26 protein-coding genes are annotated in these 25,384 nt (G+C 71.3%); 17 read left to right on the top strand and 9 right to left on the bottom strand.

Annotated elements, in window-relative coordinates:
* Nucleotides 1–16 precede the first annotated feature (16 nt).
* The 3 genes from ACN6LB_RS04535 to ACN6LB_RS04525 are packed head-to-tail and all read right to left on the bottom strand — an operon-like array spanning nt 17 to nt 2,041.
* The gene (locus ACN6LB_RS04535) at nt 17–559 is read right to left on the bottom strand and encodes a GNAT family N-acetyltransferase (protein ID WP_445024654.1); all 543 of its coding nucleotides are present in this window, start codon (nt 557–559) and stop codon (nt 17–19) included.
* 44 nt (nt 560–603) lie between these two features.
* Nucleotides 604–1,590: an isopenicillin N synthase family dioxygenase gene (locus ACN6LB_RS04530; protein WP_445024653.1), complete on the bottom strand. Its 987-nt coding sequence runs from the start codon at nt 1,588–1,590 to the stop codon at nt 604–606.
* Nucleotides 1,583–2,041 (bottom strand): nucleoside deaminase, encoded by a 459-nt coding sequence (locus tag ACN6LB_RS04525; RefSeq protein ID WP_445024652.1) that lies wholly within the window; start codon nt 2,039–2,041, stop codon nt 1,583–1,585. Before ACN6LB_RS04525 ends, ACN6LB_RS04530 begins: the two co-directional genes overlap by 8 nt.
* Nucleotides 2,042–2,233: 192 nt before the next feature.
* Here ACN6LB_RS04525 and ACN6LB_RS04520 point away from each other — a divergent pair, with 192 nt between their 5' ends.
* On the top strand, nt 2,234–2,665 hold the full coding sequence (locus tag ACN6LB_RS04520; protein ID WP_356133690.1) for a DUF5959 family protein: 432 nt from the start codon (nt 2,234–2,236) through the stop codon (nt 2,663–2,665).
* A gap of 21 nt (nt 2,666–2,686) precedes the next feature.
* Here the strand turns inward: ACN6LB_RS04520 and ACN6LB_RS04515 are convergent, their stop codons facing one another.
* Nucleotides 2,687–3,676, bottom strand: coding sequence for a quinone oxidoreductase family protein (locus ACN6LB_RS04515; RefSeq protein ID WP_445024651.1), 990 nt, complete (start codon nt 3,674–3,676; stop codon nt 2,687–2,689).
* Nucleotides 3,677–3,778: 102 nt separating this feature from the next.
* On the opposite strand from ACN6LB_RS04515, the gene ACN6LB_RS04510 reads away from it, so the two are divergent.
* The 3 genes from ACN6LB_RS04510 (at nt 3,779) to ACN6LB_RS04500 (ending at nt 5,874) form a co-directional block, all read left to right on the top strand.
* Nucleotides 3,779–4,123, top strand: a complete 345-nt coding sequence (locus ACN6LB_RS04510) for an ArsR/SmtB family transcription factor (protein WP_445024650.1) — start codon at nt 3,779–3,781, stop codon at nt 4,121–4,123.
* Nucleotides 4,124–4,174: 51 nt separating this feature from the next.
* On the top strand, nt 4,175–4,789 hold the full coding sequence (locus ACN6LB_RS04505) for a hypothetical protein (RefSeq protein WP_445024649.1): 615 nt from the start codon (nt 4,175–4,177) through the stop codon (nt 4,787–4,789).
* Between the two features lie 119 nt (nt 4,790–4,908).
* The gene (locus ACN6LB_RS04500; protein ID WP_445024648.1) at nt 4,909–5,874 is read left to right on the top strand and encodes a DMT family transporter; all 966 of its coding nucleotides are present in this window, start codon (nt 4,909–4,911) and stop codon (nt 5,872–5,874) included.
* Here the strand turns inward: ACN6LB_RS04500 and ACN6LB_RS04495 are convergent.
* Nucleotides 5,771–6,652 (bottom strand): LysR family transcriptional regulator, encoded by an 882-nt coding sequence (locus tag ACN6LB_RS04495; RefSeq protein WP_445024647.1) that lies wholly within the window; start codon nt 6,650–6,652, stop codon nt 5,771–5,773. The genes ACN6LB_RS04500 and ACN6LB_RS04495 overlap by 104 nt on opposite strands.
* Before the next feature lies 1 nt (nt 6,653).
* Complete coding sequence (locus ACN6LB_RS04490; RefSeq protein ID WP_356133677.1) at nt 6,654–7,046, bottom strand: PLD nuclease N-terminal domain-containing protein; 393 nt, start codon at nt 7,044–7,046, stop codon at nt 6,654–6,656.
* Nucleotides 7,047–7,134: 88 nt separating this feature from the next.
* Here ACN6LB_RS04490 and ACN6LB_RS04485 point away from each other — a divergent pair, with 88 nt between their 5' ends.
* From ACN6LB_RS04485 to ACN6LB_RS04450, 8 genes are all read left to right on the top strand, one after another.
* Nucleotides 7,135–8,592 (top strand): menaquinone biosynthesis decarboxylase, encoded by a 1,458-nt coding sequence (locus tag ACN6LB_RS04485; protein WP_356133675.1) that lies wholly within the window; start codon nt 7,135–7,137, stop codon nt 8,590–8,592.
* Nucleotides 8,589–9,491: a menaquinone biosynthesis prenyltransferase MqnP gene (gene mqnP / locus ACN6LB_RS04480; RefSeq protein WP_356133673.1), complete on the top strand. Its 903-nt coding sequence runs from the start codon at nt 8,589–8,591 to the stop codon at nt 9,489–9,491. Before ACN6LB_RS04485 ends, mqnP begins: the two co-directional genes overlap by 4 nt.
* 31 nt (nt 9,492–9,522) lie before the next feature.
* Complete coding sequence (locus ACN6LB_RS04475; protein WP_445024646.1) at nt 9,523–10,209, top strand: UbiX family flavin prenyltransferase; 687 nt, start codon at nt 9,523–9,525, stop codon at nt 10,207–10,209.
* A 76-nt stretch (nt 10,210–10,285) separates the two neighbouring features.
* Nucleotides 10,286–10,741 carry an Lrp/AsnC family transcriptional regulator gene (locus tag ACN6LB_RS04470; protein ID WP_356133669.1) on the top strand — a complete coding sequence of 152 codons (456 nt, stop codon included), beginning with the start codon at nt 10,286–10,288 and terminating at the stop codon, nt 10,739–10,741.
* 49 nt (nt 10,742–10,790) lie between these two features.
* Nucleotides 10,791–11,954: an aminofutalosine synthase MqnE gene (mqnE, locus tag ACN6LB_RS04465; protein ID WP_356133775.1), complete on the top strand. Its 1,164-nt coding sequence runs from the start codon at nt 10,791–10,793 to the stop codon at nt 11,952–11,954.
* A gap of 14 nt (nt 11,955–11,968) precedes the next feature.
* The gene (locus ACN6LB_RS04460; RefSeq protein ID WP_445024645.1) at nt 11,969–12,493 is read left to right on the top strand and encodes a GNAT family N-acetyltransferase; all 525 of its coding nucleotides are present in this window, start codon (nt 11,969–11,971) and stop codon (nt 12,491–12,493) included.
* 138 nt (nt 12,494–12,631) lie between these two features.
* Nucleotides 12,632–12,934 (top strand): DUF4229 domain-containing protein, encoded by a 303-nt coding sequence (locus ACN6LB_RS04455; RefSeq protein ID WP_356133665.1) that lies wholly within the window; start codon nt 12,632–12,634, stop codon nt 12,932–12,934.
* A gap of 102 nt (nt 12,935–13,036) precedes the next feature.
* A complete protein-coding gene (locus tag ACN6LB_RS04450) occupies nt 13,037–13,699 on the top strand; it encodes a TetR/AcrR family transcriptional regulator (RefSeq protein WP_445024644.1) in 663 nt (220 codons plus the stop codon).
* Nucleotides 13,700–13,708: 9 nt separating this feature from the next.
* Here ACN6LB_RS04450 and ACN6LB_RS04445 read toward each other — a convergent pair whose 3' ends face one another.
* Together ACN6LB_RS04445 and ACN6LB_RS04440 are read right to left on the bottom strand one after the other, a co-directional pair.
* Nucleotides 13,709–14,569 (bottom strand): MaoC family dehydratase, encoded by an 861-nt coding sequence (locus ACN6LB_RS04445; RefSeq protein ID WP_445024643.1) that lies wholly within the window; start codon nt 14,567–14,569, stop codon nt 13,709–13,711.
* A gap of 39 nt (nt 14,570–14,608) precedes the next feature.
* The gene (locus tag ACN6LB_RS04440) at nt 14,609–15,910 is read right to left on the bottom strand and encodes a 3-oxoacyl-ACP reductase (protein WP_445024642.1); all 1,302 of its coding nucleotides are present in this window, start codon (nt 15,908–15,910) and stop codon (nt 14,609–14,611) included.
* Nucleotides 15,911–16,006: 96 nt separating this feature from the next.
* On the opposite strand from ACN6LB_RS04440, the gene ACN6LB_RS04435 reads away from it, so the two are divergent.
* A complete protein-coding gene (locus tag ACN6LB_RS04435; RefSeq protein ID WP_445024641.1) occupies nt 16,007–17,293 on the top strand; it encodes an acetyl-CoA C-acetyltransferase in 1,287 nt (428 codons plus the stop codon).
* Nucleotides 17,294–17,575: 282 nt separating this feature from the next.
* Nucleotides 17,576–19,477: an AMP-dependent synthetase/ligase gene (locus ACN6LB_RS04430; RefSeq protein ID WP_445024640.1), complete on the top strand. Its 1,902-nt coding sequence runs from the start codon at nt 17,576–17,578 to the stop codon at nt 19,475–19,477.
* 126 nt (nt 19,478–19,603) lie between these two features.
* On the opposite strand, the gene ACN6LB_RS04425 is transcribed toward ACN6LB_RS04430, so the two are convergent.
* Entirely contained in the window at nt 19,604–19,807 is a 204-nt protein-coding gene (locus tag ACN6LB_RS04425) for a cold-shock protein (protein WP_053740801.1), read from the bottom strand.
* A 359-nt stretch (nt 19,808–20,166) separates the two neighbouring features.
* Here ACN6LB_RS04425 and ACN6LB_RS04420 point away from each other — a divergent pair, with 359 nt between their 5' ends.
* The 3 genes from ACN6LB_RS04420 to ACN6LB_RS04410 all read left to right on the top strand — a co-directional run bounded on the left by ACN6LB_RS04420 (nt 20,167) and on the right by ACN6LB_RS04410 (nt 25,355).
* Entirely contained in the window at nt 20,167–21,015 is an 849-nt protein-coding gene (locus ACN6LB_RS04420; protein WP_445024639.1) for a menaquinone biosynthetic enzyme MqnA/MqnD family protein, read from the top strand.
* A gap of 104 nt (nt 21,016–21,119) precedes the next feature.
* Entirely contained in the window at nt 21,120–22,889 is a 1,770-nt protein-coding gene (locus tag ACN6LB_RS04415) for a serine/threonine-protein kinase (RefSeq protein WP_445024638.1), read from the top strand.
* A gap of 105 nt (nt 22,890–22,994) precedes the next feature.
* The gene (locus ACN6LB_RS04410) at nt 22,995–25,355 is read left to right on the top strand and encodes a protein kinase domain-containing protein (protein ID WP_445024637.1); all 2,361 of its coding nucleotides are present in this window, start codon (nt 22,995–22,997) and stop codon (nt 25,353–25,355) included.
* Nucleotides 25,356–25,384 lie beyond the last annotated feature (29 nt).

Here is a 25,384-nt window from a genome sequence, read left to right as displayed (position 1 = left end):
CAGGCGGCGGCGGTGGTCACATCGGCAACGAGAGCAGGCGGACCGCTCCGGCCGGCCAGTCCGCGTCGGCGTGCAGCGGGGTCCACATGGTGCGCAGCGGCATGACGGTGAGGCCCCCGGGTTGCTCGACCTGGATGTCGCCCTCCAGGGGGTGCCAGCCGAGGCGCCGGTAGAGGGGGACGAGGGGCGGGCGGCAGAAGAGGAGCGCGTGCCGGGGGCCCATCGTCCGGGCGTGGTCCAGGGCCGCCGTGACGACGAGCCGGGCCAGGCCCTTCCCCCGCAGGTCGGGCGCGACGGCGACGCCGCCCACGCCGACGACCTCGGTCTCGGCACCCCCGATCGACAGGGGCAGCCTCAGCAGACCGGCATGGGCCACGAGGCGGCCGTCCAGCCTGATGCCGAAGTGGTCCTCCTTGGGCAGCCAGGTCAGACCGGCGTCCGCGACGCCGAAGGGATCGGCGCCGTCGCCGAGGATCTCGCTCTGGTCGGTCTTCGTATATCCCGCGAGGTGCACCGCAGTTGGCGAAGAGGGAGAAGAAGGGGACAGGTGATCAGCCATGCCGACCAATGTTCTCCCTCAGTGGGTGCGGGTCTCCACATGGGTCAGCCGACGGTGATCGAGTCGAGCTTCTCGCGCAGGTAGACGTGCGAGTCCACCGGTTCGTGGGATACCCGGCCGATCGGCGCGGGGACCGACTCGACGAGCGTGCCGGGGGTGCACTCGCCGAAGTAGACCAGGGACATCAGCTCCTCGGCGGGGGCGTCGGCGGGCGGTGGCAGGACGCGGTGGCGGCCGGAGCGCCAGCGGTCGCCCGTCCAACGGGCCATCAGATCACCGATGTTGATGGTGAACGCCTCAGGGTCGAAGGGCGCGTCCTCCCAGCCGCCCTCGTCGGTGAAGACCTGCAGCCCGCCCTTGCCCGCCTGCCGGTCCAGGATCGTCACCGTGCCGAAGTCGGTGTGCGGGCCGATACGGAACTGGCCCTCCTGAGGCTCGCCGACGACCTCCGTACCCGGGTACCAGTTGATGTTGAAGCCGTACGTCGGGTGGGCCATGTGCTTCGTGAAGAAGTCCGGCTCCAGGCCCAGTGCCTCGCCGAGGAGCGCGAGGAGGTGGTTCTCCAGCTCGCCCATGCGCGCGAGGTACTCCTCGCAGAGCTCTTGCAGTCCGGGCGTCTCGGCGGGCCAGACGTTCGGCGCGTACCACTCCGCGTTGGTCGCCGGGTCCTCGAAGGGCTCGTGCGTCGCGAACGTCAGCGACTCCTTGAGGTCCGGCGGGGTCTGCGTGCCCTCCGAGTAGCCGTTGGCCTCGGCGCCGGGGCCCAGCCAGCCGCGGCCGCCGACCCGGGCGGCGTACCGCTCCTTCGTCCCGGCGGGAAGCACGAAGAACGCGCGGGCGGCGTCGCGGAGGCGGGCGCGCAGCGACGGGTCCACGCCGTGGCCGGTGACGAGGAGGAAACCGGCGGTCTGCAGGGCGCGGTCGACGGTGCCGGCGATCCCGGCGCGGGCGGCCTTGTCCCCCGACACCCAGGGCCGGAGGTCGATCGTCGGGATGCGGGGGGTCCGGGGGCTGCTCGCCAGGCTACTCACCGATGTCCTCGTTCCACAGTTGCGGGTTGTTCCTGATGAAGTCGCGCATCAGGGCGGTGCACTCGGCATCGTCGAGGAGCACGATCTCCACGCCGTGCTCCGCCAGCCAGTCGTGGCCGCCGTGGAAGGTCGCCGCCTCGCCGACCACGACCCGCGAGATGCCGAACTGCCGCACCAGGCCGGAGCAGTACCAGCACGGCGACAGGGTCGTCACCATCGTCGTACCGCGATACGTCCGCTGCCGTCCCGCCGCGCGGAAGGCCGCCGTCTCCGCGTGCATCGAGGGGTCGTCGTCCTGGACGCGGAGGTTGTGGCCGCGGCCGAGGAGCGCGCCGTCCCTCCCGTACAGCGCGGCCCCGATCGGGATACCGCCCTCCGCGAGCCCGGCGCGGGCCTCCTCGACGGCAGTCGCCAGCCAGCTGCGGGCCTGCGCCTGATCGATGTGCTCCATGCCTCCCACTCTGGACGAAACACCGGGGCGACGCAGGCAACCTCGCACACGAGATCCGCGCCGCCCGCTACGAGACCCGGTCGACGATGACGAAGGCCCGCACGCACCGCGCTGCCCCTCGCCACCGAGGACCCCGCGGATAGGCTTCGCCCACGTAGAGCGTGCGTGCGAGTGGAAGCCGGGGGAGTGCTGGTGGCCGAGGAAGCGATTGATCTGATTCGTCTGGCGGGTGAGGGCAACAGTGTTGTCCTGCGTGTCAGCGGGAAGGAACAGCGGTCCGGACCGGACTCGGGCGGGGCGTTGGCCGGGGAGTTCCTGGTCGATACGCCGTTCGTACGGGGGAGTCTCGAGGTCCGGGTGTTCCCCGAGGAGCTGCGGGAGTGGCAGGAGGCGTTGGACGCGCTCGATGCCGGGCAGGACATCGCCTGGCGGGAGGGTGCGCGCGGTGCCGAGCTGCACATCGAGCGGGACGCGGACGGGGAACGGGTCCACGTCACCGTCAGGGACGACTCGATGTCCCTGACGGCTGTGACGGTGACCGTTGCGCTGTCCGACGCCTGGTTCGACGACGCCTACGGGCGGCTGGAACTGGCCTGGAAGACCTGGCCGCCGGCTGAGAGCTGAGACCTCGGGCCGGCAGGGCCCTCAGCCCTCCACCCTCAGCAGCAGCTTCCCCGTGCTCGTCCGCGTCCCCATCAGCCGGTGGGCCTCCGCCGCGTCCTCAAGCCCGAACTCCGCCGTCACCGGCAGGGACACCGCGCCCTCGACCACGGCTTTGAAGGACTCCTCGGCGATCGCGCGCAGCTTGGTGGGAGCGGTCCGGGCGAGGGTGAGGATGGAGAACCCGGCGACCGAGAGGCCGATGGGGTACAGCTCCGGCTGGCCCACCTGCCAGGGCGCCGCCGAGCTCGCGTTGCCGAAGGAGACCAGCCGCCCGAACGGGGCGAGGGAGGCGAGGCTGCCGCGCAGGGTCTCGCCGCCCACCGGGTCCAGGGCCAGGTCCACGCCCCGGCCGGACGTCGCGGCGCGCACCTCGTCCACGAAGAAGGCCTTGTCGGAGGGGCCGGCGAAGACCTCGTCGTAGCCGTGGTCGAGCGCGTACTTCGCCTTCGCCGCGCTCGACACGACGCCGTACACCGTCGCCGCGCCCGCCGCCTTCGCCAACTGCCCCACAACCGTGCCGACTCCGCCCGCCGCGCCCTGGACGAGCACCGTCTCGCCGGGCTGCAGGCGGCCCACCTTGTGCAGGAGGGCGTACGCCGTCGGCAGCACCGTCGGCAGGGTGGCGCCGGTGCGCAGGTCCACGCCGGCCGGGAGCGGGAAGACGGTCACGGCGTCGGCCACGACCACGTCCGCGTAGGCGCCGCCCTCGGTCAGGGCCGCCACCTCCTGGCCGGGTGCGAGACCCGCGACACCGGCACCGACCGCCCGTACCCGTCCGGAGACCTCAAGTCCCGGCCGGAACGGCAGACCCGGCACCCGATACCCCTCCGAACGCGCCTTCAGGTCCGCGAAGTTCACCCCGACGTAGGCCACGTCGATGCTCACCTGCCCGGGTCCCGGCTCGGGGGCCTCCGCCTCCACCGTCCTGAGGACCTCGGGACCGCCGTACTCCTGGAACTCGATCGCGCGCATGCCACACACCCCTGGCTCGGCTGTTCAATGAAAAGCGAACACTCAGGAGTGTATGGTTTTCATCGAACACTCGGCAAGCGGGTACGGGGTAGGGAGTACGGCGTGTCTCAGCGCACCGGTGCCGGCGGTCATCGAGCGGCCCCCGAGCACACCCACCCCGACGACGTGCCCGTCCTCACCGCCCTCGGCGCCCTCGCGGATCCCGTACGCCTCACGCTCGTACGGGAGTTGGCGGGCTCGGCCGAGTGGTCGCGCAGCTGCGGCAGCTTCGATGTGCCCGTCGGGAAGGCGGCGCTGAGCCATCACTTCGCCGTGCTGCGGGGCGCGGGGCTGGTGGAGCAGCGGGACGAGGGGCCCAAGCGGGTCAACCGCCTGCGGAAGGACGAGTTCGGCGCCCGTTTCCCGGGGCTGCTGGAGCTGGTCCTGCGGGACGACCCGACCGCCTGAACCCTTCCGGCTCCTCCGGCGTCACAGTGGTGGGCGAAACGGAGGAGGGGCATGAAGAGGTACCTGTGGGCCGCCGTTGCCGCCGCGATCGTGGCCATGGCCGTCGCGGTCGCCCTGGCGCTGCACGGCCTCAGGAACCTGGGCGCCGACTCCGGTGGCGACGCCCGGCCGAAGGCCGACACCGGCACGGAATGCACCGGCACCCGCCCCGTCGACAGCCTCCCCGAGGCCGACGACGGCTCCCCACTGGAGCGCGTCGTCACCCACATCGACAAGCTGGCGCACGGCAAGCGCTACGCCGACGTCTTCACCGGCCTGGCGCTCGACGAGGACCAGCACGCCGCCGACGTCTGGCGCATCCCCTCCGCCGCCTTCGACGACGCGGTCTGCGGATCCGCCGTCAAGGGCGTGACCGTAAGGCTGCACGACACCCACGTCGGCCGCAGGACGCTGGACGCCCTGGCCGACCGGATCGGCGACGACATGCGACGCTGGGACGGCACCTTCGAGATGCGCGAAGTCGGCCCGGACGAGCGGGGGTTCGTGCACGTCGGGGTCGACGACCCCGACAAGGCCGGGCCGATCGTCGAGAAGGCGTACGGGGAGCAGAACAGCCGGTACATCAAGGTCGAGTACGCCGAACAGGCCGAGGCCGCCGTCGGCTGACCCTCACCCGACCGCACCCCGCCGGGACCAGGTGTCATCGGCGCGGCCGATGAGCCCATCGGCAGGACGCCCCACTGGCGCGTGGACCGGCCGCACCGCCCGCTCGTAGCGTCGACGCCATGACCACAGAGAACAAGGGCACAGAGAACAAGGGCACCGCCCAGCTGACCGCCGCGATGGTGCTCTCCGGCACCCTCGGCGTCTTCGTCGTCGAGTCCGGCGCCTCCCCCTTCAACGTCGTCTTCTTCCGCGTCCTGTTCGGTGCGCTCGCCCTCGGCACGTACGTCGTCGCCCGCGGCTGGCTGCGCGGCCACGGCTTCACCCCGCGCACCTTCGCACTCGCCGTCCTCGGCGGAGTGTTCATCGTCTTCAACTGGGTCTTCCTCTTCCAGTCGTACGAGAACACCTCGATCTCCGTCGCGACGGTCGTCTACCACACCCAGCCGTTCTACGTGGTCCTGCTCGGAGCGCTGCTCTTCCGCGAGCGGCTCACCGCCGCCAAGGTCGGCTGGATCGTCGTCGCCTTCGCGGGGCTGATCCTGGTCTCGGGGGTCACACCCGGCGACTTCACCAGCGGCGACAGCAGCTATCTGACGGGCGTCGGCCAGGCCCTCCTCGCCGCGCTCCTGTACGGACTGTCCACCCTGGTCACCAAGCGCATCACCGGCGTCCGCCCGCACCTCATCGCCCTTGTCCAGGTCCTCGTCGGCATCCCGCTGCTGCTCCCCTTCGCCGACTTCGGCGCGATGCGCGGCACCGGCGCGGACTGGGGCTGGCTGGTCGGCCTCGGGCTCATCCACACCGGCCTGATGTACGTCCTCATGTACTCCGCTTACGCCAAGCTCCCGACCGCGAAGATCGCCGTACTCGCCTTCACCTACCCGGCGGTCGCGATGGTCATGGACTGGGTGGTCTACGGCCACCACATCGGCCTCGTCCAGGCGCTCGGCGTCCCGCTGATCGTGACGGCGAGCCTGCGCGTCACCCTTGCTCGGACACCAGCCGCCGCGCCTGCTCGACAAACAGCCGGACATGGGCCGGAAGCCGCTTCCCGGACCGCCACGCCAGTTGCGTCACAAGGGTGAACGGCGGCTCCCAGAGCAGCTGTTGGAGCCTCCCCTCGGCAAGTTCGGCGGCGACCGTCACCTCGGGAAGCAGGGCGATCCCGAGACCGGCCGCCGCCGCGCGTTTGGTGGCCTCGATCGTGCCGAACTCCATGAACTGCACCGGGGCCAGCGAGTTGAGCTCCCGCTCGAACAAGTCCCGGTAGGCGCAGCCGGGTTCGGTGGCCAGCAGCGGTTCCCGTACGAGATCGGCGGTGCCCGCGGGTTTCCCGGCGAGCCGGTGCCCGGGCGCCGCGACCAGCGCGAGGGGCTCCACCGCGAGGACCGCGACCTCAAGACCCGGATGCTCGGTCTCCGCCTCCATCAGGAACCCGACGTCGTAGGTCCCCTGCCGCAGCGCCTGCCGCGTCTCGTCGCCCAGCGTCGGGCGCATGGACAGCCGTACGCCCGGATAGCGGTGGTGGAACAGCTCAAGGAGCGGCGGCAGCCGGTAGGACGTCAGCGACTCCATCGTGCCGACGGTCAGGGTCCCGGCGGGCTCCTCGGTGCCGGTGACGGCCGCCCGCGCCTCCTCGTTCAGCTCGATGATCTGCCGGGCGTAGGGCAGCAGCCGCTCGCCGGCCTCCGTCAGCCGGATGCGGCTGCCGAGCCGGTCGAAGAGCTCCGCGCCGAGCGAGGACTCCAGTGCGCGGATCTGGCTGGTGACGCTGGACTGCGCGTACTTCAGCTCCGCCGCGGCCTGAGTGAAGCTCAGGACGGACGCGACCTTCTCGAAGGTGACGAGCAGCCGCAGCTCCATGTCAGGACTCGTCGTCCGTGCGGCCCTCGCGCCGCCGCAGCTCCTCCTCGCGGCGCCGCAGATCGGCCTCCCAGTCCTTCAGCAGCGACTCGTCCTTCTTGGCCTCGGCCTTCAGGGACTTCAGGAACTCGGGGTTGTCGTCGGGCGCGACGAACTCGGAGCGGTGGTTGCGGTGCCACTCGGAGGGCGTCGAGCCGCCCGCCGGACCGCGCCGCGACCTGCCCGCCGCGAGCCAGGCGATCGGGCCGATCAGCACCTCGCCGAAGAGCAGCACGATGATCACCCACACCACCTTGGGCAGGTGCCTGACCTCGTTCTCCGGAGTGTTGAGGCAGTCGATGAACGCGTAGATCCACAGCGCCAGGACCAGCAAATACGGCAGATACCGAAGCATGCCCGAACGTTCCCCCAGTGAGCGACGGCGGGGCGGCGTAGGGCCCCGGTGACGGCCACAGGTTAGCGGGTGCCCGATACTTGGACACATGGCTTACGACGATCTTCGCTCGCTGCTGCGGGCGCTGGAGCGCGAGGGTGACCTCAAGCGCATCAAGGCCGAGGTGGACCCGTACCTGGAGGTCGGGGAGATCGTCGACCGGGTGCAGAAGGCCGGCGGGCCCGCGCTGCTCTTCGAGAACGTGCGCGGCTCGGCGATGCCCCTCGCGATGAACGTCTTCGGGACCGACCGGCGGCTGCTGAAGGCGCTCGGCCTGAAGTCGTACGGCGACATCTCCGACAAGATCGGCGGGCTGCTGCGGCCCGAGCTGCCGCACGGGTTCGTCGGCGTGCGCGAGGCCTTCGGGAAGCTCGGCGCGATGACGCACGTACCGCCGAAGAAGGTGAAGTCCGACAACGCGCCCGTCCAGGAAGTGGTGCTGCACGGTGACGACGTCGACCTCGACGCCCTCCCCGCCCTCTTCACCTGGCCGCAGGACGGCGGCTCCTTCTTCAACCTGGGGCTGACCCACACCAAGGACCCGGAGAGCGGTATCCGCAACCTCGGGCTCTACCGCCTCCAGCGCCACGACAAGCGCACCATCGGCATGCACTGGCAGATCCACAAGGACAGCCGCAACCACTACCAGGTCGCCGCCCGGCGCGGGGAGCGGCTGCCCGTCGCCATCGCCTTCGGCTGTCCGCCCGCCGTGACGTACGCCTCCACCGCGCCGCTGCCCGGTGACATCGACGAGTACCTGTTCGCCGGGTTCATCCAGGGCAAGCGGATCGAGATGGTCGACTGCAAGACCGTCCCGCTCCAGGTCCCCGCCAACGCCGAGGTCGTCCTCGAAGGGTGGCTGGAGCCCGGCGAGATGCTCCCGGAGGGGCCGTTCGGCGACCACACCGGGTTCTACACCCCGCAGGAGCCCTTCCCGGCGCTCACCATCGACTGCGTCACCATGCGCAAGCGGCCGCTGATCCAGTCGATCGTGGTCGGCCGGCCGCCGACGGAGGACGGTCCGCTCGGCCGGGCGACGGAGCGGTTCTTCCTCCCGCTCCTCAAGATCATCGTGCCGGACATCGTCGACTACCACCTTCCCGAGGCGGGCGGTTTCCACAACTGCGCGATCGTCGCGATCGACAAGAAGTACCCCAAGCACGCCCAGAAGGTGATGCACGCCGTCTGGGGGGCACACATGATGTCCCTGACCAAGCTGATCGTGGTCGTCGACTCCGACTGCGACGTCCACGATCTGCACGAGGTCGCGTGGCGTGCCCTCGGCAACACGGACTACGCCCGCGACCTCACGGTCGTCGAAGGCCCCGTCGACCACCTCGACCACGCCTCCTACCAGCAGTTCTGGGGCGGCAAGGCGGGCATCGACGCGACGAGGAAGTGGCCCGAGGAGGGCTACACACGGGACGGCGGCTGGCCGGAGATGGTGCTGTCCGACCCGGAGACGGCGGCGACGGTCGACCGCCGCTGGAAGGAGTACGGCCTGTGAGCTCAGCCGCCGCCGCGATCCCGCAGCCGGGGCGCACCAAGGCGTTCCTCCGTCTCGTGATGATCGAGCACTCGGTGTTCGCGCTGCCCTTCGCCTACATCGCCGCGCTCACCGCGATGTTCGAGTGGGACGAGAACATTCACTGGGGGCGGCTGCTCCTGGTCACCGTCTGCATGGTGGGCCTGCGCACCTTCGCGATGGCGGTCAACCGGATCATCGACCGGGAGATCGACGCCCGTAACCCCCGCACGGCGCATCGCGAGCTGGTGACCGGCGCGATGTCGGTCCGGCACGCCTGGACGGGCGCCCTGATCGCGCTGGTGGTCTTCCTGGGCTCGGCGGCCCTGCTGAACCCGCTGTGCCTGGCGCTCGCCCCCATCGCCGTCATCCCGATGGTCGTCTACCCCTACGGCAAGCGGTTCACGAACTTCCCGCAGGCCATCCTCGGTCTCGCCCAGGCGATGGGCCCGATCGGCGGCTGGCTGGCGATCAGCGGCGAGTGGTCGTGGGACGCGGTGATCCTGGGGCTCGCCGTGGGTGTGTGGATCGGCGGTTTCGATCTCATCTACGCCTGCCAGGACGTCGAGACCGACCGCGAGATCGGGGTCATGTCCGTCCCCGCCCGCTTCGGGATCCCGGCCGCGATCCGGGGCGCGCGTGTCTGCCACGCCGTCACCACGGGCCTGTTCGTCTGGTACGCCGTCGCCACCGGCGCGGGCGCGTTCTTCTGGCTGGGCCTGGTGATCGTCGCCGGTGCCTTCCTCTACGAGCACTCCATCGTGAAGCCGCACGACCTGTCCCGCCTCAACCGCGCCTTCTTCCAAGTCAACGGTTTCATCGGCATCGCCCTCTTCGCGTGCGCGCTGCTCGATCTGCTCGTCCGCGGCCTCACGGTCTGATTCCCCACCGCTGCCGGATAGGCTCGACACCATGAAGCCAGGACAGACGCAGCGCCGGCCTTGGATCGTGGGGGTGTCGGGCGCCTCCGGTACGCCGTACGCCGCCGCTGTGCTGCGCGCGCTTCTGGACGCGGGGGAGAGCGTCGACCTCGTCGTCTCGCGCGCCTCCCGGCTCACCCTGCTCGACGAGACCGGCATCCCCTACCGCGACGCCCACTGGCAGGAAGACCTCCACGAGTGGCTGGCGCGCGGCGCCGACGGAAAGCCCGACACCTTCGGCGCGTTCCGGGATCGGATGGACGCCGTACGGCACTGGAGCGCGGGTGACCTCGCGGCCGGGCCGTCCTCCGGCTCGTACCCCGCCAAGGGCATGCTGATCGTGCCCGCCTCCACGGCCTGCGTCGCCGGGGTCGCGCTCGGACTCTCCAAGGACCTGCTGCAGCGCGCCGCCAGTGTCACGCTCAAGGAGGGGCGCAAGCTGGTCGTCGCCGTGCGCGAGACCCCGCTCGGCGGTCAGACGCTGAAGCACCTGGTCGCACTGGACGAGGCCGGCGCGGTGGTGCTCCCCGCGTCACCGGCGTTCTACACGGGGGCGACGCACATCCAGGACCTGGTGGACTTCGTCGCGGGACGGGTGCTGGACGCGGCGGGCGTCGAGCACCGGCTGTACCGGCGCTGGGAGGGCGAGCTCGGCGGGGGCTCGCGCGGCGCCGACTGAGCACCGAGCACCATCTGCAGGGCGCACGACCACTCACACATTCTTCAGCACCTTTCAGCGGAAGGCTTTCGATCGCATGGACGCGGTGGACAGGCAGCTCATCCAGGCCCTGAGGGAGAACGGCCGGGCCTCCTACGCGGAGCTGGGGCGCCTCGTCGGACTGTCGGGACCCAGTGTCACCGACCGCATCAACCGTCTGGAGGCGGCCGGAGTCATCACCGGCTACCGCGCGACGGTCGACTCCGCCTCGCTCGGTCTCGGCGTGATCGCCCTCATCGGCATCTCGCTCTCCGACGCCGCCGACCACGAGGACGTGGCGCGCCGCATGAAGGACCTCACCGAGATCGAGGACTGCTGGTTCATCGCGGGCGACGACTCGTTCATGCTCAAGGTGCGGGCGAGCGACGTGGACGGCCTGGAGAAGACCATCCGGCGCCTGTCGGGAACCAAGGGCGTCTCCCGGACCCGTACGACCATCGTGCTCTCCACCAAGTGGGAGAACCGGGTGGGTGAGCTGCCCGAAGAGGCATAGAGGCGCTGGCGTACGGTTTGACGAAGTCTGCTGAGGAAGAGGTATGGGCATGGATGTCGGGCTCAAGCGCGAGCTGGAGGACAAGGTCCGGGCCGGTGAGCGGCTGACCCGCGAGGACGGCATCGCGCTGTACGAGTCGGACGACCTGGCCTGGCTCGGCGGGCTCGCCCACGAGGTGCGCACGCGCAAGAACGGCGACGTCGTCCACTTCAACGTCAACCGCCACCTCAACATGACGAACGTGTGCACCGCCTCGTGCGCGTACTGCTCGTTCCAGCGCAAGCCGGGCGAGAAGGACGCGTACACGATGCGCATCGAGGAGGCCGTCCGCCTGGCCAAGACGATGGAGGGCGAGAACCTCACCGAGCTGCACATCGTCAACGGACTGCACCCGAACCTGCCGTGGCGGTACTACCCCCGCTCGCTCAGCGAGCTGAAGAAGGCCCTCCCGAACGTCTCGCTGAAGGCGTTCACGGCGACGGAGATCCACCACTTCGAGACGATCTCGGGCCTCACGGCGTCGGAGATCCTCGACGAGCTGATCGACGCCGGCCTGGAGTCCCTGACGGGCGGCGGCGCCGAGATCTTCGACTGGGAGGTCCGGCAGCACATCGTCGACCACCGCACCCACTGGGAGGACTGGTCGCGCATCCACCGCCTCGCGCACGAGAAGGGTCTCAAGACCCCGTGCACGATGCTGTACGGCCACATCGAGGAGCCCCGCCACCGCGTCGACCACGTGCTGCGGCTTCGTGAGCTCCAGGACGAGACCGGCGGCTTCCAGGTCTTCATCCCGCTGCGCTACCAGCACGACTTCGTGGACATGAAGGACGGCAAGATCCGCAACCGCCTCCAGGCGCGGACGCAGATGGCCACGGGCGCCGAGGCCCTGAAGACCTTCGCCGTCTCCCGGCTGCTCTTCGACAACGTGCCGCACGTGAAGGTCTTCTGGGTCATGCACGGCGTCCAGACCGCGCAGCTCGCCCTGCAGCACGGCGCCGACGACATGGACGGCTCGGTCGTCGAGTACAAGATCACGCACGACGCCGACAACTACGGCACCCCGAACAAGCTGGGCCGCGAGGACCTGCTCGACCTCATCCGGGACGCCGGCTTCCGGCCCGTCGAGCGGAACACGCGCTACGAGATCATCCGCGAGTACGACGGTCCTGACGCGGGCCGCCGCGACGAGCCCCAGCCGATGCGGCTCTGAGGTCCGAAGGCACCATGGCACTGACGTTTCGACTGGACCCGCCCGGCGGACCGCACCTGCGTGAGGGTGTGCTCGCGTTGTGGACCGACGTCTCCAACGCGGGCGGCTCCGTCGGGTTCGTCCCGCCGGTCACGGTCGAGGACATCCGGCCCGAGTGGCTCAAGCACCTCGCCGCGATGACCGAGGGGCGCACCCGCCTGCTCGTCGGCTACGACGAGGAGGGCGCCGTCGCCGCCACCGCGTTCCTCGCGTTCAACACCCACCGGCTGATGACGCACTGGCTGTGGCTCTACACGGTCATGGTGCATCCCAGGCACCACGGCAAGGGGTACGGCCGCGAGCTGCTGGCCGCCGCGGAGGACGCCGCCCGCGGCTTCGAGGGCATCCGGGCGATCCGGCTCACCTGCCGGGGCGGCGAGGGCCTGGAGCGGTTCTACGCCTCCTGCGGGTACAAGGAGGTGGGCCGGGTGCCCGACGCGATCCGGGTGGCGCCCGGTGACGAACGCGACGACATCACGATGCTGCTGCCGCTCGGCTGAGGCGGTCGTCGAGGCCCCCCTGCAAGATCGGTGCCTCGGCGTGCTTCACTGGACGGTGCCCTTTGGGATCGTTCGGGACCGTTCTGGACGGATCCGGTCCACTGTGGATCTCTACGGAAGACGGAAGAGTGAGTTGAGATGCTCCGCTACACGCTGATGCGCCTTGGGATCCTCGCGGGCTGCCTCGTGGTCGTCGGAGGCCTCGTCTACTCCGGCATCGCCCCGCGCGGCCTCGGCGACTCCAACTACATGTGGGTCGTCCTGCTCTCCCTGGTGATCTCCGCGCCGATCAGCTTCGTCGTCCTGCGCAAGGAGCGCGACCGCGCCTCCGCGACCGTCGTGGCGCGCGTCGACCGCATGAAGGCCAACCTGGAGCAGAACCGCAGCCAGGAGGACGCTGTCGTCGACGACGCGACGCGGGCTCACGGGCAGCCGTCCTAGCCCCGTCCGCCGGCCGTCCCGGTCTCGTCCGCCGGATGTCGTAGCAGGTTGTCGGCCACCCGTCAGGTGGTCAGGGCGTCGGTGGACCTTACGCTTGCCCGCATGGGTGCTGTGAAGAGCAAGCGGATGCCGCGTGCGGTGCGGGAACAGCAGATGCTGGACGCCGCCGTACGGACCTTCGGGCAACGCGGGTACCGGGCCGCCTCCATGGACGAGATCGCCGAACTGGCGGGCGTGTCCAAGCCGTTGGTGTATCTGTACCTGAACTCCAAGGAAGACCTCTTCACCGCCTGCATCCGCCGCGAGGCGGCCGCCCTGACCGCCGCCGTGCGCGCGGGCGTCCAGCCCGGCCTGCCCGCCGACCGCCAACTCTGGGAAGGGCTGCGGGCGTTCTTCACGCACACCGCGCACAACCCCGACGGCTGGTCGGTGCTGCACCTCCAGGCCCGTACGCACGGCGAGCCGTTCGCCGCCGAGGTCACCGCGATGCGCGAGGAGATCGTCGCGTTCGTCACGCAACTGATCGTCGTCGCCGCGCGGGAGGCCCACCGGGACCCCTCGCTGCCCGAGCGCGAGGTCGCCGGACTGGCCGCGGCCCTTGTCGGCGCCGCCGAGTCGTTGGCGGCCTGGGCCAATGCGACACCCGGTGTCTCGGCCAAGCAGGCCGCGGCGACACTGATGAACTTCGCGTGGGCGGGGCTCGGCGATCTCATGGAGGGGAAACCCTGGTCCCCGTCGTCCCCGTCATCCCCGTCATCCATGTGAGCCCGTGACCTACGTGATCGCGCGCACTGTGCCGGAGAGGTGGACGCGGTTGCCGCTGCCGCCCTCGCGCAGCCGGAAGGCGGGCCCCTCGGCGGCGTAGGTCACCGTCCCCGGGAGCAGGACCGGGGCCTTGAACTCCGCCCGCACGTGGGCGGCATCCGGCACTCCGTGCTCGGCCAGGCAGCGGGCCACGGTCCACATGCCGTGGGCGATGGCGCGGGGGAAGCCGAAGAGGCGGGCGGTGAGCGGGTGCAGGTGGATGGGGTTGCGGTCGCCCGACGCGGCTCCGTAGCGGCGCCCGACGTCCGCGCCGAGGCGCCACTCGGCGAGGGCGGGCAGGGGATGGTGTTCCCGCGCCTCGGGGGCGAGGGCGGGCGCGGGGCGGCTGCCGGTGGTCCGGTGGCGCGCGAGATACGTGCTCCTGGACTCCCATACGAGCCCGCCGGCCCCCCTCAGCTCGGTCACCACCGTCGCCTCGGTTCCCCGCCGGTGCGGTGCCAACCCCTCGACGTAGACGGTGAGTTCGTACTCGCCGGTGGCCGCCAGCCCCTGTCGCTGGGTGATCACGACCGACGTGTGCACCAGCCCGAGCAGGGGGAGGGGAAACCCCCGTCCCGCCATGATCCGCATCGCCGCCGGGAACCCGAGCACATGCGGATACGTGACCGGCAGCGCATCGGCGCCGGTGGCGAAGCCGCACACCCGCTCGTACGCCGCCAGCCGCGCGAGATCGACCCGGACGCCGGGCAGGACGAGCCGGGTGCGGGGGAAGTCGGCGTCCGGGCGCGGCCGTTTGAAGGGGGAGAGCAGTGCGCCTCGGGCCAGCACGGTGGTGAGCGAGGGAGATGCGGTGAGCGTGCGCGTGTCCATGGGGGCTCCAGGTGCTGGTGCGTGCGGGGACGGGCGGCGCTACGCGCCCAGCAGGCTCTGGCCGCAGACGCGGACGACCTGGCCGTTGACCGCGCCGGAGGCGGGGTTCGTCAGCCAGGCCGTGGTCTCGGCGACGTCGACGGGCAGGCCCCCTTGCCCGAGGGAGTTCATCCGGCGCCCCGCCTCCCGGATGAACAGCGGCACGGCGGCGGTCATCCTCGTCTCGATGAAGCCGGGGGCGACGGCGTTCACGGTGACCCCGTGCTCCGCCGACGCCCGAGGCGCGAGAGAGCGGACGAGCCCGACGACGCCGGCCTTGCTCGCGGCGTAGTTGGTCTGCCCGGCGTTGCCCGCGATCCCGGCGATGGACGCGGTCGCGACGATCCGCCCGCCCGCGCGCAGCGCCCCCGCGGTCAGCAGCGTGTCGGTCGTCCGCAGGACACTCGCGAGGTTCACGTCGAGCACCGAACTCCACCGCTCGGCGGGCATGTTGGCGAGTCTCCGGTCCCGGGTGATGCCCGCGTTGTGGACGAGGACGTCCAGCCCGTCGGGCAGCGCGGCGACGATCCGCGCGCCAGCGTCGTCGGCGGTGATGTCGAGCGGCAGGGCCGTCCCGCCGAGCCGCGCGGCGATCGCGTCGAGGTCGGCGCCGGCGGCCGGTACGTCGAGGCACACCACCCGCGCCCCGTCCCGGGCCAGTGTCTCGGCCACCGTCGCCCCGATGCCGCGCGCCGCCCCGGTGACCAGGGCCGTGCGCCCGGCGAGGGGGCGGTCCGGGTCGGCGGGGGCGGTCACCTCGGCGGCGCCCACCTCGATCACCTGCCCGCTGACGTACGCCGACCTGGGCGAGAGCAGGAAGCGGAGGGTCGACTCGGCGCCGGACGCGTCGGTGAGCCGTAGGAGGTTCACGGTGCGGCCCCGCCCGATCTCCTTGCCCAGCGAGCGCACGAAGCCCTCCAGGGCCTGCTGCGCGGCCGACTGGTGGTGGTCGGCGGGGTCGAGCGGGGCGCCCAGCACCACCACGCGGCCGCTCGTGACGACCGACCGTACGACGGGATGCAGGGCCGCGTGCACCTCGGTGAGGGCGCCGACCTCCCGGATGCCGGTGGCGTCGAGGACGACCGCGGCGGGGTTCGCGTCCCCGGCGGGCAGTCCCGTGCGGGCCAGGACGGGGGCGAGGTCAAGGTCCGACTTACCCGCGGTGAGGTGCAGCAATCCGCCGTCCAGGGACGGGTGCCGGGGTGACCAGCGGCTGAGGGGGGCCGGCTGGGGGAGCCCCAGGCGCCGGGTCAGGAAGCGTCCGGGGGCGGTGCCGGCGAAGCTCAGATAGCGGTCGGCCATGTCCCATCTCCCACGTGTTCTGTCGTGCCCACATTTGCTTACTCTGGAGTAAGGTTACCGGAGGTAAGCCTATGTCACGGTGAGGAGCAGGTCGAGATGAGTCCCCTTGAGCCCCCTCGGACCCGCCGGGTCGCGGTGGTCGGCGGCACCCGCATCCCCTTCGCCCGCTCCGACGGCCCCTACGCCACCGCCTCCAACCAGGAGATGCTGACCGCGGTGGTCGACGCACTCGCCGCGCGCTTCGGTCTCGAAGCGCCCGGCGCGGTGGGCGAGTTGGTCGCCGGAGCCGTCCTCAAGCACAGCCGCGACTTCAACCTCGCCCGCGAGACCGTCCTCGGCTCCCGCCTCGACGCCCGCACCCCCGCCTACGACATCCAGCAGGCCTGCGGCACCGGCCTCCAGGCCGTCATCGCCGCCGCGAACAAGATCGCGCTCGGCCAGACCGACTCCGCGATCGCGGGCGGGGCGGACACGGCCAGCGACGCCCCTCTCGGCGTCAACGACGAACTGCGCCGCATCCTGCTGGAGGTGCGCCGCGCCAAGTCACCGGCCGCACGCCTGAAGGCACTGACCCGCGTCCGGCCCCGCCACCTCGTCCCCGACATCCCGCGCAACGCGGAGCCCCGCACCGGCCTCTCCATGGGCGAGCACGCCGCCGTCACCGCCCGCGCCTGGGGCGTGACCCGCGCGGACCAGGACGAACTGGCGGCCGCCAGTCACCGGCGGCTGGCCGCCGCGTACGAACGCGGTTTCCTCGACGACCTCGTCGTCCCCTTCCGCGGCCTGACCCGCGACCAGAACCTGCGCCCGGGATCGACGGCCGGCAAACTCGCCGCGCTCAAGCCGGTGTTCGGGACCGACGGCCCCGACCCGACGATGACCGCCGGGAATTCGACTCCGCTGACGGACGGCGCGGCGGTCGTGCTGCTCGCGAGCGAGGAGTGGGCCGAGGCGCGCGCTCTGACGCCCCTCGCGTACCTCACCGCGTACGAGACCGCGGCCGTGGACTTCGTCGAGGGCGACGTGGCGGGCGGCGAGGACGGACTGCTGATGGCCCCCGCGTACGCCGTCCCGCGCCTGCTGGAGCGCACCGGACTCACCCTGGACGACTTCGACTTCATCGAGATCCACGAGGCCTTCGCCTCCCAGGTCCTGGCCACCCTCGCGGCCTGGGAGAAGCGCGGCCTCGGCCCGGTGGACCGCGCCCGCCTCAACGTCGTGGGGTCCTCGCTCGCCACCGGTCATCCCTTCGCCGCGACCGGTGCGCGCATCGTGGCGACTCTGGCCACGCTCCTGGACGAGCAGGGCGGCCCGGGCCGAGGCCTGATCTCCCTGTGCGCGGCGGGCGGCCAGGGAGTGACGGCGATCCTGGAACGCCGGTGAAGTGGCGTTTCGTTCCCACCGCCGCGGGGCGTGAGCGCGAGGGTTCGTCCAGCGGCAGCGCGGCGCGGCGCTGCCCGGGGAAACCCCTTTCCGACCTGCACGGATACTCCCGGTAACCGCACCTCGCCCGCCCCAAAGCGACACAAACCCCACACCTCGGCGCCGTACGATCCCCGTCTCCCCTTCCATTGCACAGCCCGCTCATGAACCACCCACCTGTCAGGGCCGTATGAGGACGTGCGCCGCTCACCCGTCCCGGCCCGGCAGACAAGGAGCCGCCCCGTGTCCAGCCTCTATGCCTCCGAACTTCCTCTGGTGGAGCCCGAGATCAGGCGGCTGGACGGCGTCGTGCGCGAGGTGGCCGTGGCGCCGCTCGTCGGGCAGGTCACGCACGGCTCGCTCGCCGACATCCCCTTCGACAACGCGGACATCGCCCCGGCGGAGGCGGTCCTCAGCCGGAAGGGGCCCGACGGCGGGTGGACGGACGTGAGCGCGGCCGAGTTCGCGGCACAGGTGCTCGCGGTCGCGAAAGGGCTGATCGCCGAGGGTCTCGTCCCCGGGGACCGGATCGCCATCATGGCCCGTACGACGTACGAATGGACGCTCCTGGACTTCGCCGCCTGGGCCGCGGGCCTGGTCACCGTGCCGGTGTACCCGACCTCCTCGGTCTTCCAGGTCCGTTGGATCCTCCAGGACTCGGGCGCCGTGGCCCTCGCCACGGAAACGGCGTCGCAGGCCGCGGCACTCGGCCCCGAACTCGACCGGATACCCGACCTGCGGCACATGTGGGTCTTCGAGAAGGGGCACATGGAGCGGCTCGCCGAGCTGGGCCGGAACGTCTCCGACCAGGAAGTCGCCGTGCGCCGCGGGGTGCTGGGCCCCGGCACCCTCGCCACCCTCATCTACACCTCGGGCACCACCGGCCGCCCCAAGGGCTGCGCCCTCACCCACGGCAACTTCTTCGCCGAGATCGACAACGCCATCGAACTCCTCTACCCCATCTTCAAGTTGAAGACGACGGACGCCGCCTCCACCCTGCTCTTCCTCCCGCTCTCCCACGTCTTCGGCCGCATGGTCGCCATCGCCTGTCTGCGTGCCCGTGTGAAGCTCGGCCACGCGCCGAGCCTCGCGACCGAGGACCTGCTCGCCGACCTCGCGAGCTTCCGCCCGACCTTCCTGCTCGCCATCCCCTACGTCCTGGAGAAGGTCTTCAACACGGGCCGCGCCACGGCCGAGAAGATGGGCCGCGCCTCGTCCTTCGACCGCGCGGCCGGTATCGCCCAGCGGTACGGCGAGGCGCTGGAGGCCCGCCAGCACGGCACCGGGCCGGGCCCCTCGCGCTCACTGCGCGCGGCCCGCGCCCTCTACGACCCGCTGGTCTACCGACGCATCCGCAACGCCCTCGGCGGCCGGGTCCGCTACGCGATCTGCGGCGGTTCCCCGCTGGGCCGCCGGCTCGCCGCCTTCTACGCCGGCGCCGGCATCGAGATCTACGAGGGCTACGGCCTCACGGAGACGACTGCGGCCGCGACCGTGACCCCGCCGAACAAACCCCGTCTCGGCACGGTGGGCTGGCCGTTGCCCGGCACCCGGGTGCGCATCGCCGGCGACGGGGAGGTGCTGCTCAGCGGCGGCCAGCTCTTCCGCGGCTACTGGGACCCGAGCGCGGGCGGCGTCGTCCCCGCCACCCCGGACGGCTGGTTCGCCACCGGTGACCTCGGCGAACTCGACGACGAGGGCTACCTCACCATCACCGGCCGCAAGAAGGAGATCCTGATCACCGCCGGCGGCAAGAACGTCGCCCCGGCGCCGCTGGAGAACTGGCTCCGCTCCCACCCCCTGATCGCCCAGTGCATGGTCCTCGGCGACCGCCGCCCCTACGTCACCGCCCTCATCACCCTCGACCCCGAGGGCATCACGCACTGGCGCCACATGAACGGCAAGCACTCCGTCCCGCCCGAACTGCTCCTCGACGACCCGGAGTTGCACGCCGTCCTTCAGCGCGCCGTCGACGAGGCCAACAAGCTCGTCTCCCGCCCCGAGTCGATCCGCCGCTTCGCCGTCCTGCCCGTCGACTTCACCGAGGCGGCGGGCCATCTCACGCCGTCGATGAAGCTGAAGCGCGAGGCCGTCGCCCGGGACTTCTCCGTGCAGATCGAGGGGCTGTACGCGATGGAGAAGTAGGCGCCCGCGCGGCAGGGGGCGTGGGGAGGGAAAAGGCAGGAGCCCCGATGCCAGAGACTGGCGCGGGGCTCCTTGGGTACTGCGTTAGTTCCTGATCACAGCAAGGGGCTCAGGTGAGCCGAAGCCTTAGATCGGGGTGACGTTCTCCGCCTGCGGGCCCTTCGGACCCTGCGTGACATCGAAGGAAACCGCCTGGTTCTCTTCGAGAGAGCGGAATCCGCTCGCGTTGATCGCGGAGTAGTGGACGAAGACGTCCGGGCCGCCGCCTTCTTGGGCGATGAAACCAAAGCCCTTTTCGGCGTTGAACCACTTCACGGTTCCGGTAGCCATAAGCCCTCCTTGGGCCCCAAAGGGTTGCCCTGCTCCAGAACCTGCAAGGTGTAAACAAAAGCTTGTAAACAACTGCATTCGTCTGAAAACGACGAGAGCCCGCGGTTACATGCTCCGCAGGCTCTGTACTGCAAGGGAAACCAAACTGCAACTTGCGGCTGAGCCTACCCACGAGGGCAGCCGAAAGCAATAGAGGGCAAGATCACGTCACCCGGAGGTTTGACCTGCATCGGGTCGGGGTTGACGTTGCGCTGACGTGTCGTTGTCGTAGGGGTTGACACGCGAGGTTCCGAAGGTTTCTGAAGCCACTCCGGGACCCTGAGGCATGCACCGTACCGCATGGGGGCTAGCCTCGCGATGTGGACAATTCTCGCACCCGGCCGCGTGTCGGCCACATCCAGTTCCTGAACTGCCTGCCTCTGTACTGGGGGCTCGCGAGAACAGGGACGCTCCTCGATCTCGAGCTGACGAAGGACACCCCGGAGAAGCTCAGCGAGAGACTGGTCCAGGGCGATCTGGACATCGGGCCCATCACGCTCGTCGAGTTCCTCAAGCACGCCGATGAGCTGGTCGCCTTCCCCGACATCGCGGTCGGCTGCGACGGCCCCGTGATGTCCTGCGTGATCGTCTCGCAGGTCCCTCTCGACCAGCTGGACGGCGCCCGCGTCGCCCTCGGCTCCACCTCGCGCACCTCCGTGCGCCTGGCCCAGCTGCTGCTCGCCGAGCAGGTCGGCGTCCAGCCGTCGTACTACACGTGCCCACCCGACCTCCCCCTGATGATGCAGGAGGCGGACGCCGCCGTGCTGATCGGTGACGCGGCCCTGCGCGCCAATCTGCGCGAGGCCGAGCAGCTCGGTCTGCAGGTGCACGACCTCGGCACCCTGTGGAAGGAGTGGACGGGCCTGCCGTTCGTCTTCGCCGTCTGGGCCGTCCGGCGCGACTACCTGGAGCGCGAGCCCCTGGTCACCCGCAAGGTGCACGAGGCCTTCCTCTCCTCGCGCGACCTCTCCCTCGACGAGGTCGGCAAGGTCGCCGAGCAGGCGGCACGCTGGGAGGCATTCGACGCGACGGTCCTGGAGAAGTACTTCACGACCCTCGACTTCCGCTTCGGCGGCCCCCAGTTGGCGGCCGTCGAGGAGTTCGCCCGCCGCGTCGGCGCGACGACCGGCTTCCCCGCGGACGTGAAGGTGGACCTGCTGGAGCCGTAAGGCCCGCTTTCCTTCGGAAGGCGGCACTACGCTGCTGGGAGCGCCACGAGGCAGTGCGGCGAGCCAGTGCCGCGAGGCGTGCGTACGGGGGAGGTGTGGACGCCATGCAACCGCTCGGAGCCGATGAACCCACGGTCGTGGGGCCCTACCGGCTGCTCGGCCGGCTGGGCTCCGGCGGAATGGGCCGCGTGTATCTCGGCCGCAGCGCGGGCGGCCGCACGGTCGCGGTCAAGATCGTGCACCCGCACTTCGCGCTCGACGAGGAGTTCCGCGCCCGCTTCCGCCGCGAGGTGGACGCGGCGCGCCGGGTGGGCGGCGCCTGGACGGCCCCCGTCCTGGACGCGGACCCCGAGGCCCCGGTCCCATGGGTCGCGACGGCGTACGCGGCCGGCCCCTCGCTGGCGGCGGCGATCGCGGACTCCGGCCCGCTTCCCGCCCATTCCGTACGGGTCCTCGGCGCGGGCCTGGCCGAGGCGCTCTCGGCGGTGCACGCGCAGGGTCTGGTCCACCGCGACGTGAAGCCCTCCAACGTGCTGCTGACCCTCGACGGCCCCCTCCTCATCGACTTCGGCATCGCCCGCGCGACGGACGGCACGGCCTCGCTCACCTCCACCGGCGTCTCGGTCGGCTCGCCCGGCTACATGTCGCCCGAGCAGATCCTCGGCAAGGGCGTCACGGGAGCGGCGGACGTCTTCTCCCTCGGCGCGGTCCTCGTGTACGCGGCCACGGGCGAATCCCCGTTCCCCGGTGACTCCTCCGCCGCGCTGCTCTACAAGGTCGTCCACGAGGAGCCCCGGCTCGGGTCCCTGGAGGGCGAGTTGCGCGAGCTGGGCGCCCGGTGCCTGGCGAAGGACCCGGCCGACCGGCCCACCCCGGGCGAGATGTCCGGGCGGCTGGCCCCGCAGGGCGCGGCCCGGCTGGTGACGGCGGGCTGGCTGCCGGGCCGGATGGTGGAACAGGTCAGCCGAAGTGCCGTACAGCTGCTCAACCTCGAGGCCGCGGAGGTCGCGCCCTCGGGGCCGGTGGGGTTCAGCAGCCCTTCGGTGGGGGCGCCTTCGGCGGCGCCCGGTCCCTCGGGAGTGCCTGTCGCGGAGGGCGGGGTCTTCGGACCGCCACCGCCGGGCTTCGGTCCCGCGGTGCCCGTGGTGCCGATGCCGACGTATGTGCCGGGGCAGCGCGAGTCGCAGCCGGGCCCGCAGGACGCGGTGCCGGCGACCTCGGGCGGCCACCAGGACGCTCATCCCGGCAAGGTCTCCGTCAGCCTCGCCGCGACGTCGCTTCCCGGGGCGAACGGCCGTGGCCGCAGGCTGAGTTGCACGGTCGCGCTGGCCGTCGCCGGTGCGCTGGCGGCGGTGACCGTCGGCTCGGCGTTCCTGTTCGACCTGATGCCGGGCAACGACTCGGGGGACAAGGGAAGCTCCGCGGGAGGCGCCGTGACTCCGGAGCCGACCGCCGGATCGGGCGACGCCGCGAGCACTCCTTCGCCGACGGCCGGCGCCTCGAATCCGGGCGATGCACAGTCCGCGATTCCCGCCTCCTACCTCGGCACCTGGGAGGGCGACGGCATCGCCCTCGGCGGCGCCCTCCCCATGGGCACCTTCCGCGTCACCGTTCACCGGGCCGCCGTGGGCGAGCAGTTCGGCACCTTCCGCCAGACCGACCAGATCGGCGGCATCTGCGACGACGTACTCGTCCTCAGGAAGGTCACCAAAACCCAGCTCATCGCCACGAGCATCGCCAAGAAGTCCAACCGCAACGTCTGCACGAAGGGCTCGCACGTCGTCCGACTGACCCCCGTCGGCACCGACCTGAAGTACGAGACGGACAACGCGGACGCGGGGGATCCGGTGGCGCGGATGGCGAAGGTTTCCTGAGCAACGGACCTGCCCTCTGCGTCCGTCACGCCCGTCACTACTGTGTCTGCGATAGCGAACGCCATCAGACGCGACCGGCGTGAACAGCACGGGGAAGGCCCGACCATGGAGACGCTGCAGGCCGACGATCCACGGGAGTTGGGCAGCTACCGGTTGCTGCGGCGGCTGGGCGCGGGCGGTATGGGGCGTGTCTACCTGGCCCGTTCGCCCGGCGGCCGCACCGTCGCGGTGAAGGTCGTACGGCCCGACCTGGCGGCCGACGGCGACTTCCGGCGCCGCTTCGAGCACGAGGTCGCCATCGCGCGGGCGGTGTCCGGCCGTTACACCGCCCCGGTCGTCGACGCCGACCCGGCCGCCGCGCTGCCGTGGCTCGCGACGTCGTACGTCCTCGGGCCGGACCTCACGGACGTGGTGGAGACCCATGGCGCGCTGCCCGAGCGGACCGTACGCGCACTCGGCGCGGGCCTCGCCGCGGCCCTCCAGGAGATCCACACCGCGGGGCTGATCCACCGCGACCTGAAGCCCTCGAACGTCCTGCTGGCCGCCGACGGCCCCCGCGTCATCGACTTCGGCATCGCGCGGGCGGTGGACGGAAACCGTATGACACAGACGGGAGTCGTCGTCGGCTCGCCCGGCTACATGCCGCCGGAGCAGGCCCTCGGCCGGGACGTCGGCACGGCGGGCGACGTCTTCTCCCTCGGCGCCGTCCTCGCCTACGCGGCGACCGGACACGACGTCTTCGGCTCGGAGGCCGCGAACCACGCGGCCATGCTCTACCAGATCGTCTACGGCGAACCCGACCTCACCGGCGTACCGAAGTCGCTGCTGGGCCTGATCCGGGCATGTCTGCTGAAGGACCCGGCGCTGCGCCCGGCCCCGGCGGAGATCGTGACGGCCCTCGCCCCGGCCGGCGCCGAGACCCTCCTGACGGACTGGCTCCCCTCGGCGGTCGCCTCCACCATCGCCACGCACGCGGCGGGAATCCTGGACCTGGAGATACCGGCCGCGACGACACCGGTCGCGACCGCACCGGCGGGCTTCGGCGGGCCGCCGGCCGTGCCCAACCCGCCGATGGGGTACGGGACTCCGCCCGGCGGTACGCCCGCGCCGGTGACCCCGGGATACGGGGCCGCGGGAGCCCCGGGGTCTGCGGGCGCTCCCGGCTACGGGACCCCGCCGCCCGGCACGTTCCACCTCGGCGCACCGCCGGCCGCCGCCTCCGCGGACCCTCCCGCGGCCCCCTCCCGTCGCCGTCTCCTCAGCCGCGCGGCCGGTGCCGCTGCCGGTGTCGCCGTGCTCGGCGGGGGCACCGCCTGGTGGCTCTCGCGGGACACCCCCTCCCCCGCCTCGGCCGGGGCGGGGTCGGGCGGTGGAAGGACGGAGCCCGCCGCGGAGACCTTCACGACGCCTCCGGCCGGTGTCGCGCCCCAGCCGCTGTGGCACGTGACGGTCGCCGAGGACGGCATCGAGACCGACCTTCCGCTGCTCACCCACGACGGTCTGCTGCTGATCAGCGGTGAACCGCTGGTGGCGTACGACGTGAAGACCGGCAAGAAGCGCTGGACCCGCAAGGACGTGATCCAGCCCGGCGCCGCCCTGCTGTTCCACGACGGCAAGGTCTTCCTGTCCGACAGCCAGTACGACGGCGTACTCGTGGCGCTGGACGTGCAAACGGGCAAGGAGGCCTGGCGCAGCCGTCTCACCGGGGCGTTGCAGGTCGACAACACCATCGCCATCGACGACCAGCACGTCTACACCATGGTGACGGACTTCGACGACGCGCGCAGCGCCACCGACTACCGCAACGGCGTCGCCGCGATCAGCCACACCACCGGCAAGCAGGTGTGGGTGCAGATGCGCGACTGGGGCACCGGCAACTGGGACGCCGACGGCTCCGTCGACGGGAAGTACCTGGTGTACGCCGACTCCAAGCACAACCTCACGGTGCGCGACACGGCGACCGGTGAGCAGTTGTGGACCAGGAAGTGGGGTGACCACGACCTGGGGTGGAAGCCCCTCGTCGCGGCCGGCCTGGTCTTCCTGCCGGGTGACGAGCTGATCGCCTTGGACGCCGACACCGGGAAGACCAGCTGGACGCTGTCCCCCAACGGCCGCCGCGGCTTCAACGACCCCACCGTCATCGACGGCGTGCTCTATGCGAGCGACCACGACGGGGGCGTCTGGGCCGTCGAGGTCAAGACCGGCAAGAAGCTCTGGCTGTGCGAGGACCCCGGCGCCACACGGCCCCCCGAGCGGTTCATCCGCGTGGGGCAGACCCTCTACGGGGCGTCGTACTGGGGCAGTGGCGGCATCTTCGCGATGAAGGCCAAAACCGGCGAGAAGCGCTGGGTCTACAACGACAACCAGTCCGGTGACGGTGCCTCGGACCCATGGCAGGTCGCCATCTCCGGCAACCGCCTTCTCGTGACGCACGGTTGGTCGATCTACGCGCTGCCCGCAGTGTGAGCGCACGGTGGGCCCCGGCCTCAGGGGCC

The sequence above is a fragment of the Streptomyces sp. SAS_270 genome (genome assembly GCF_052543295.1).
The sequence above is the reverse complement of the archived record's forward strand: the minus strand, read 5'-3'. Positions and strand labels throughout refer to the sequence as shown.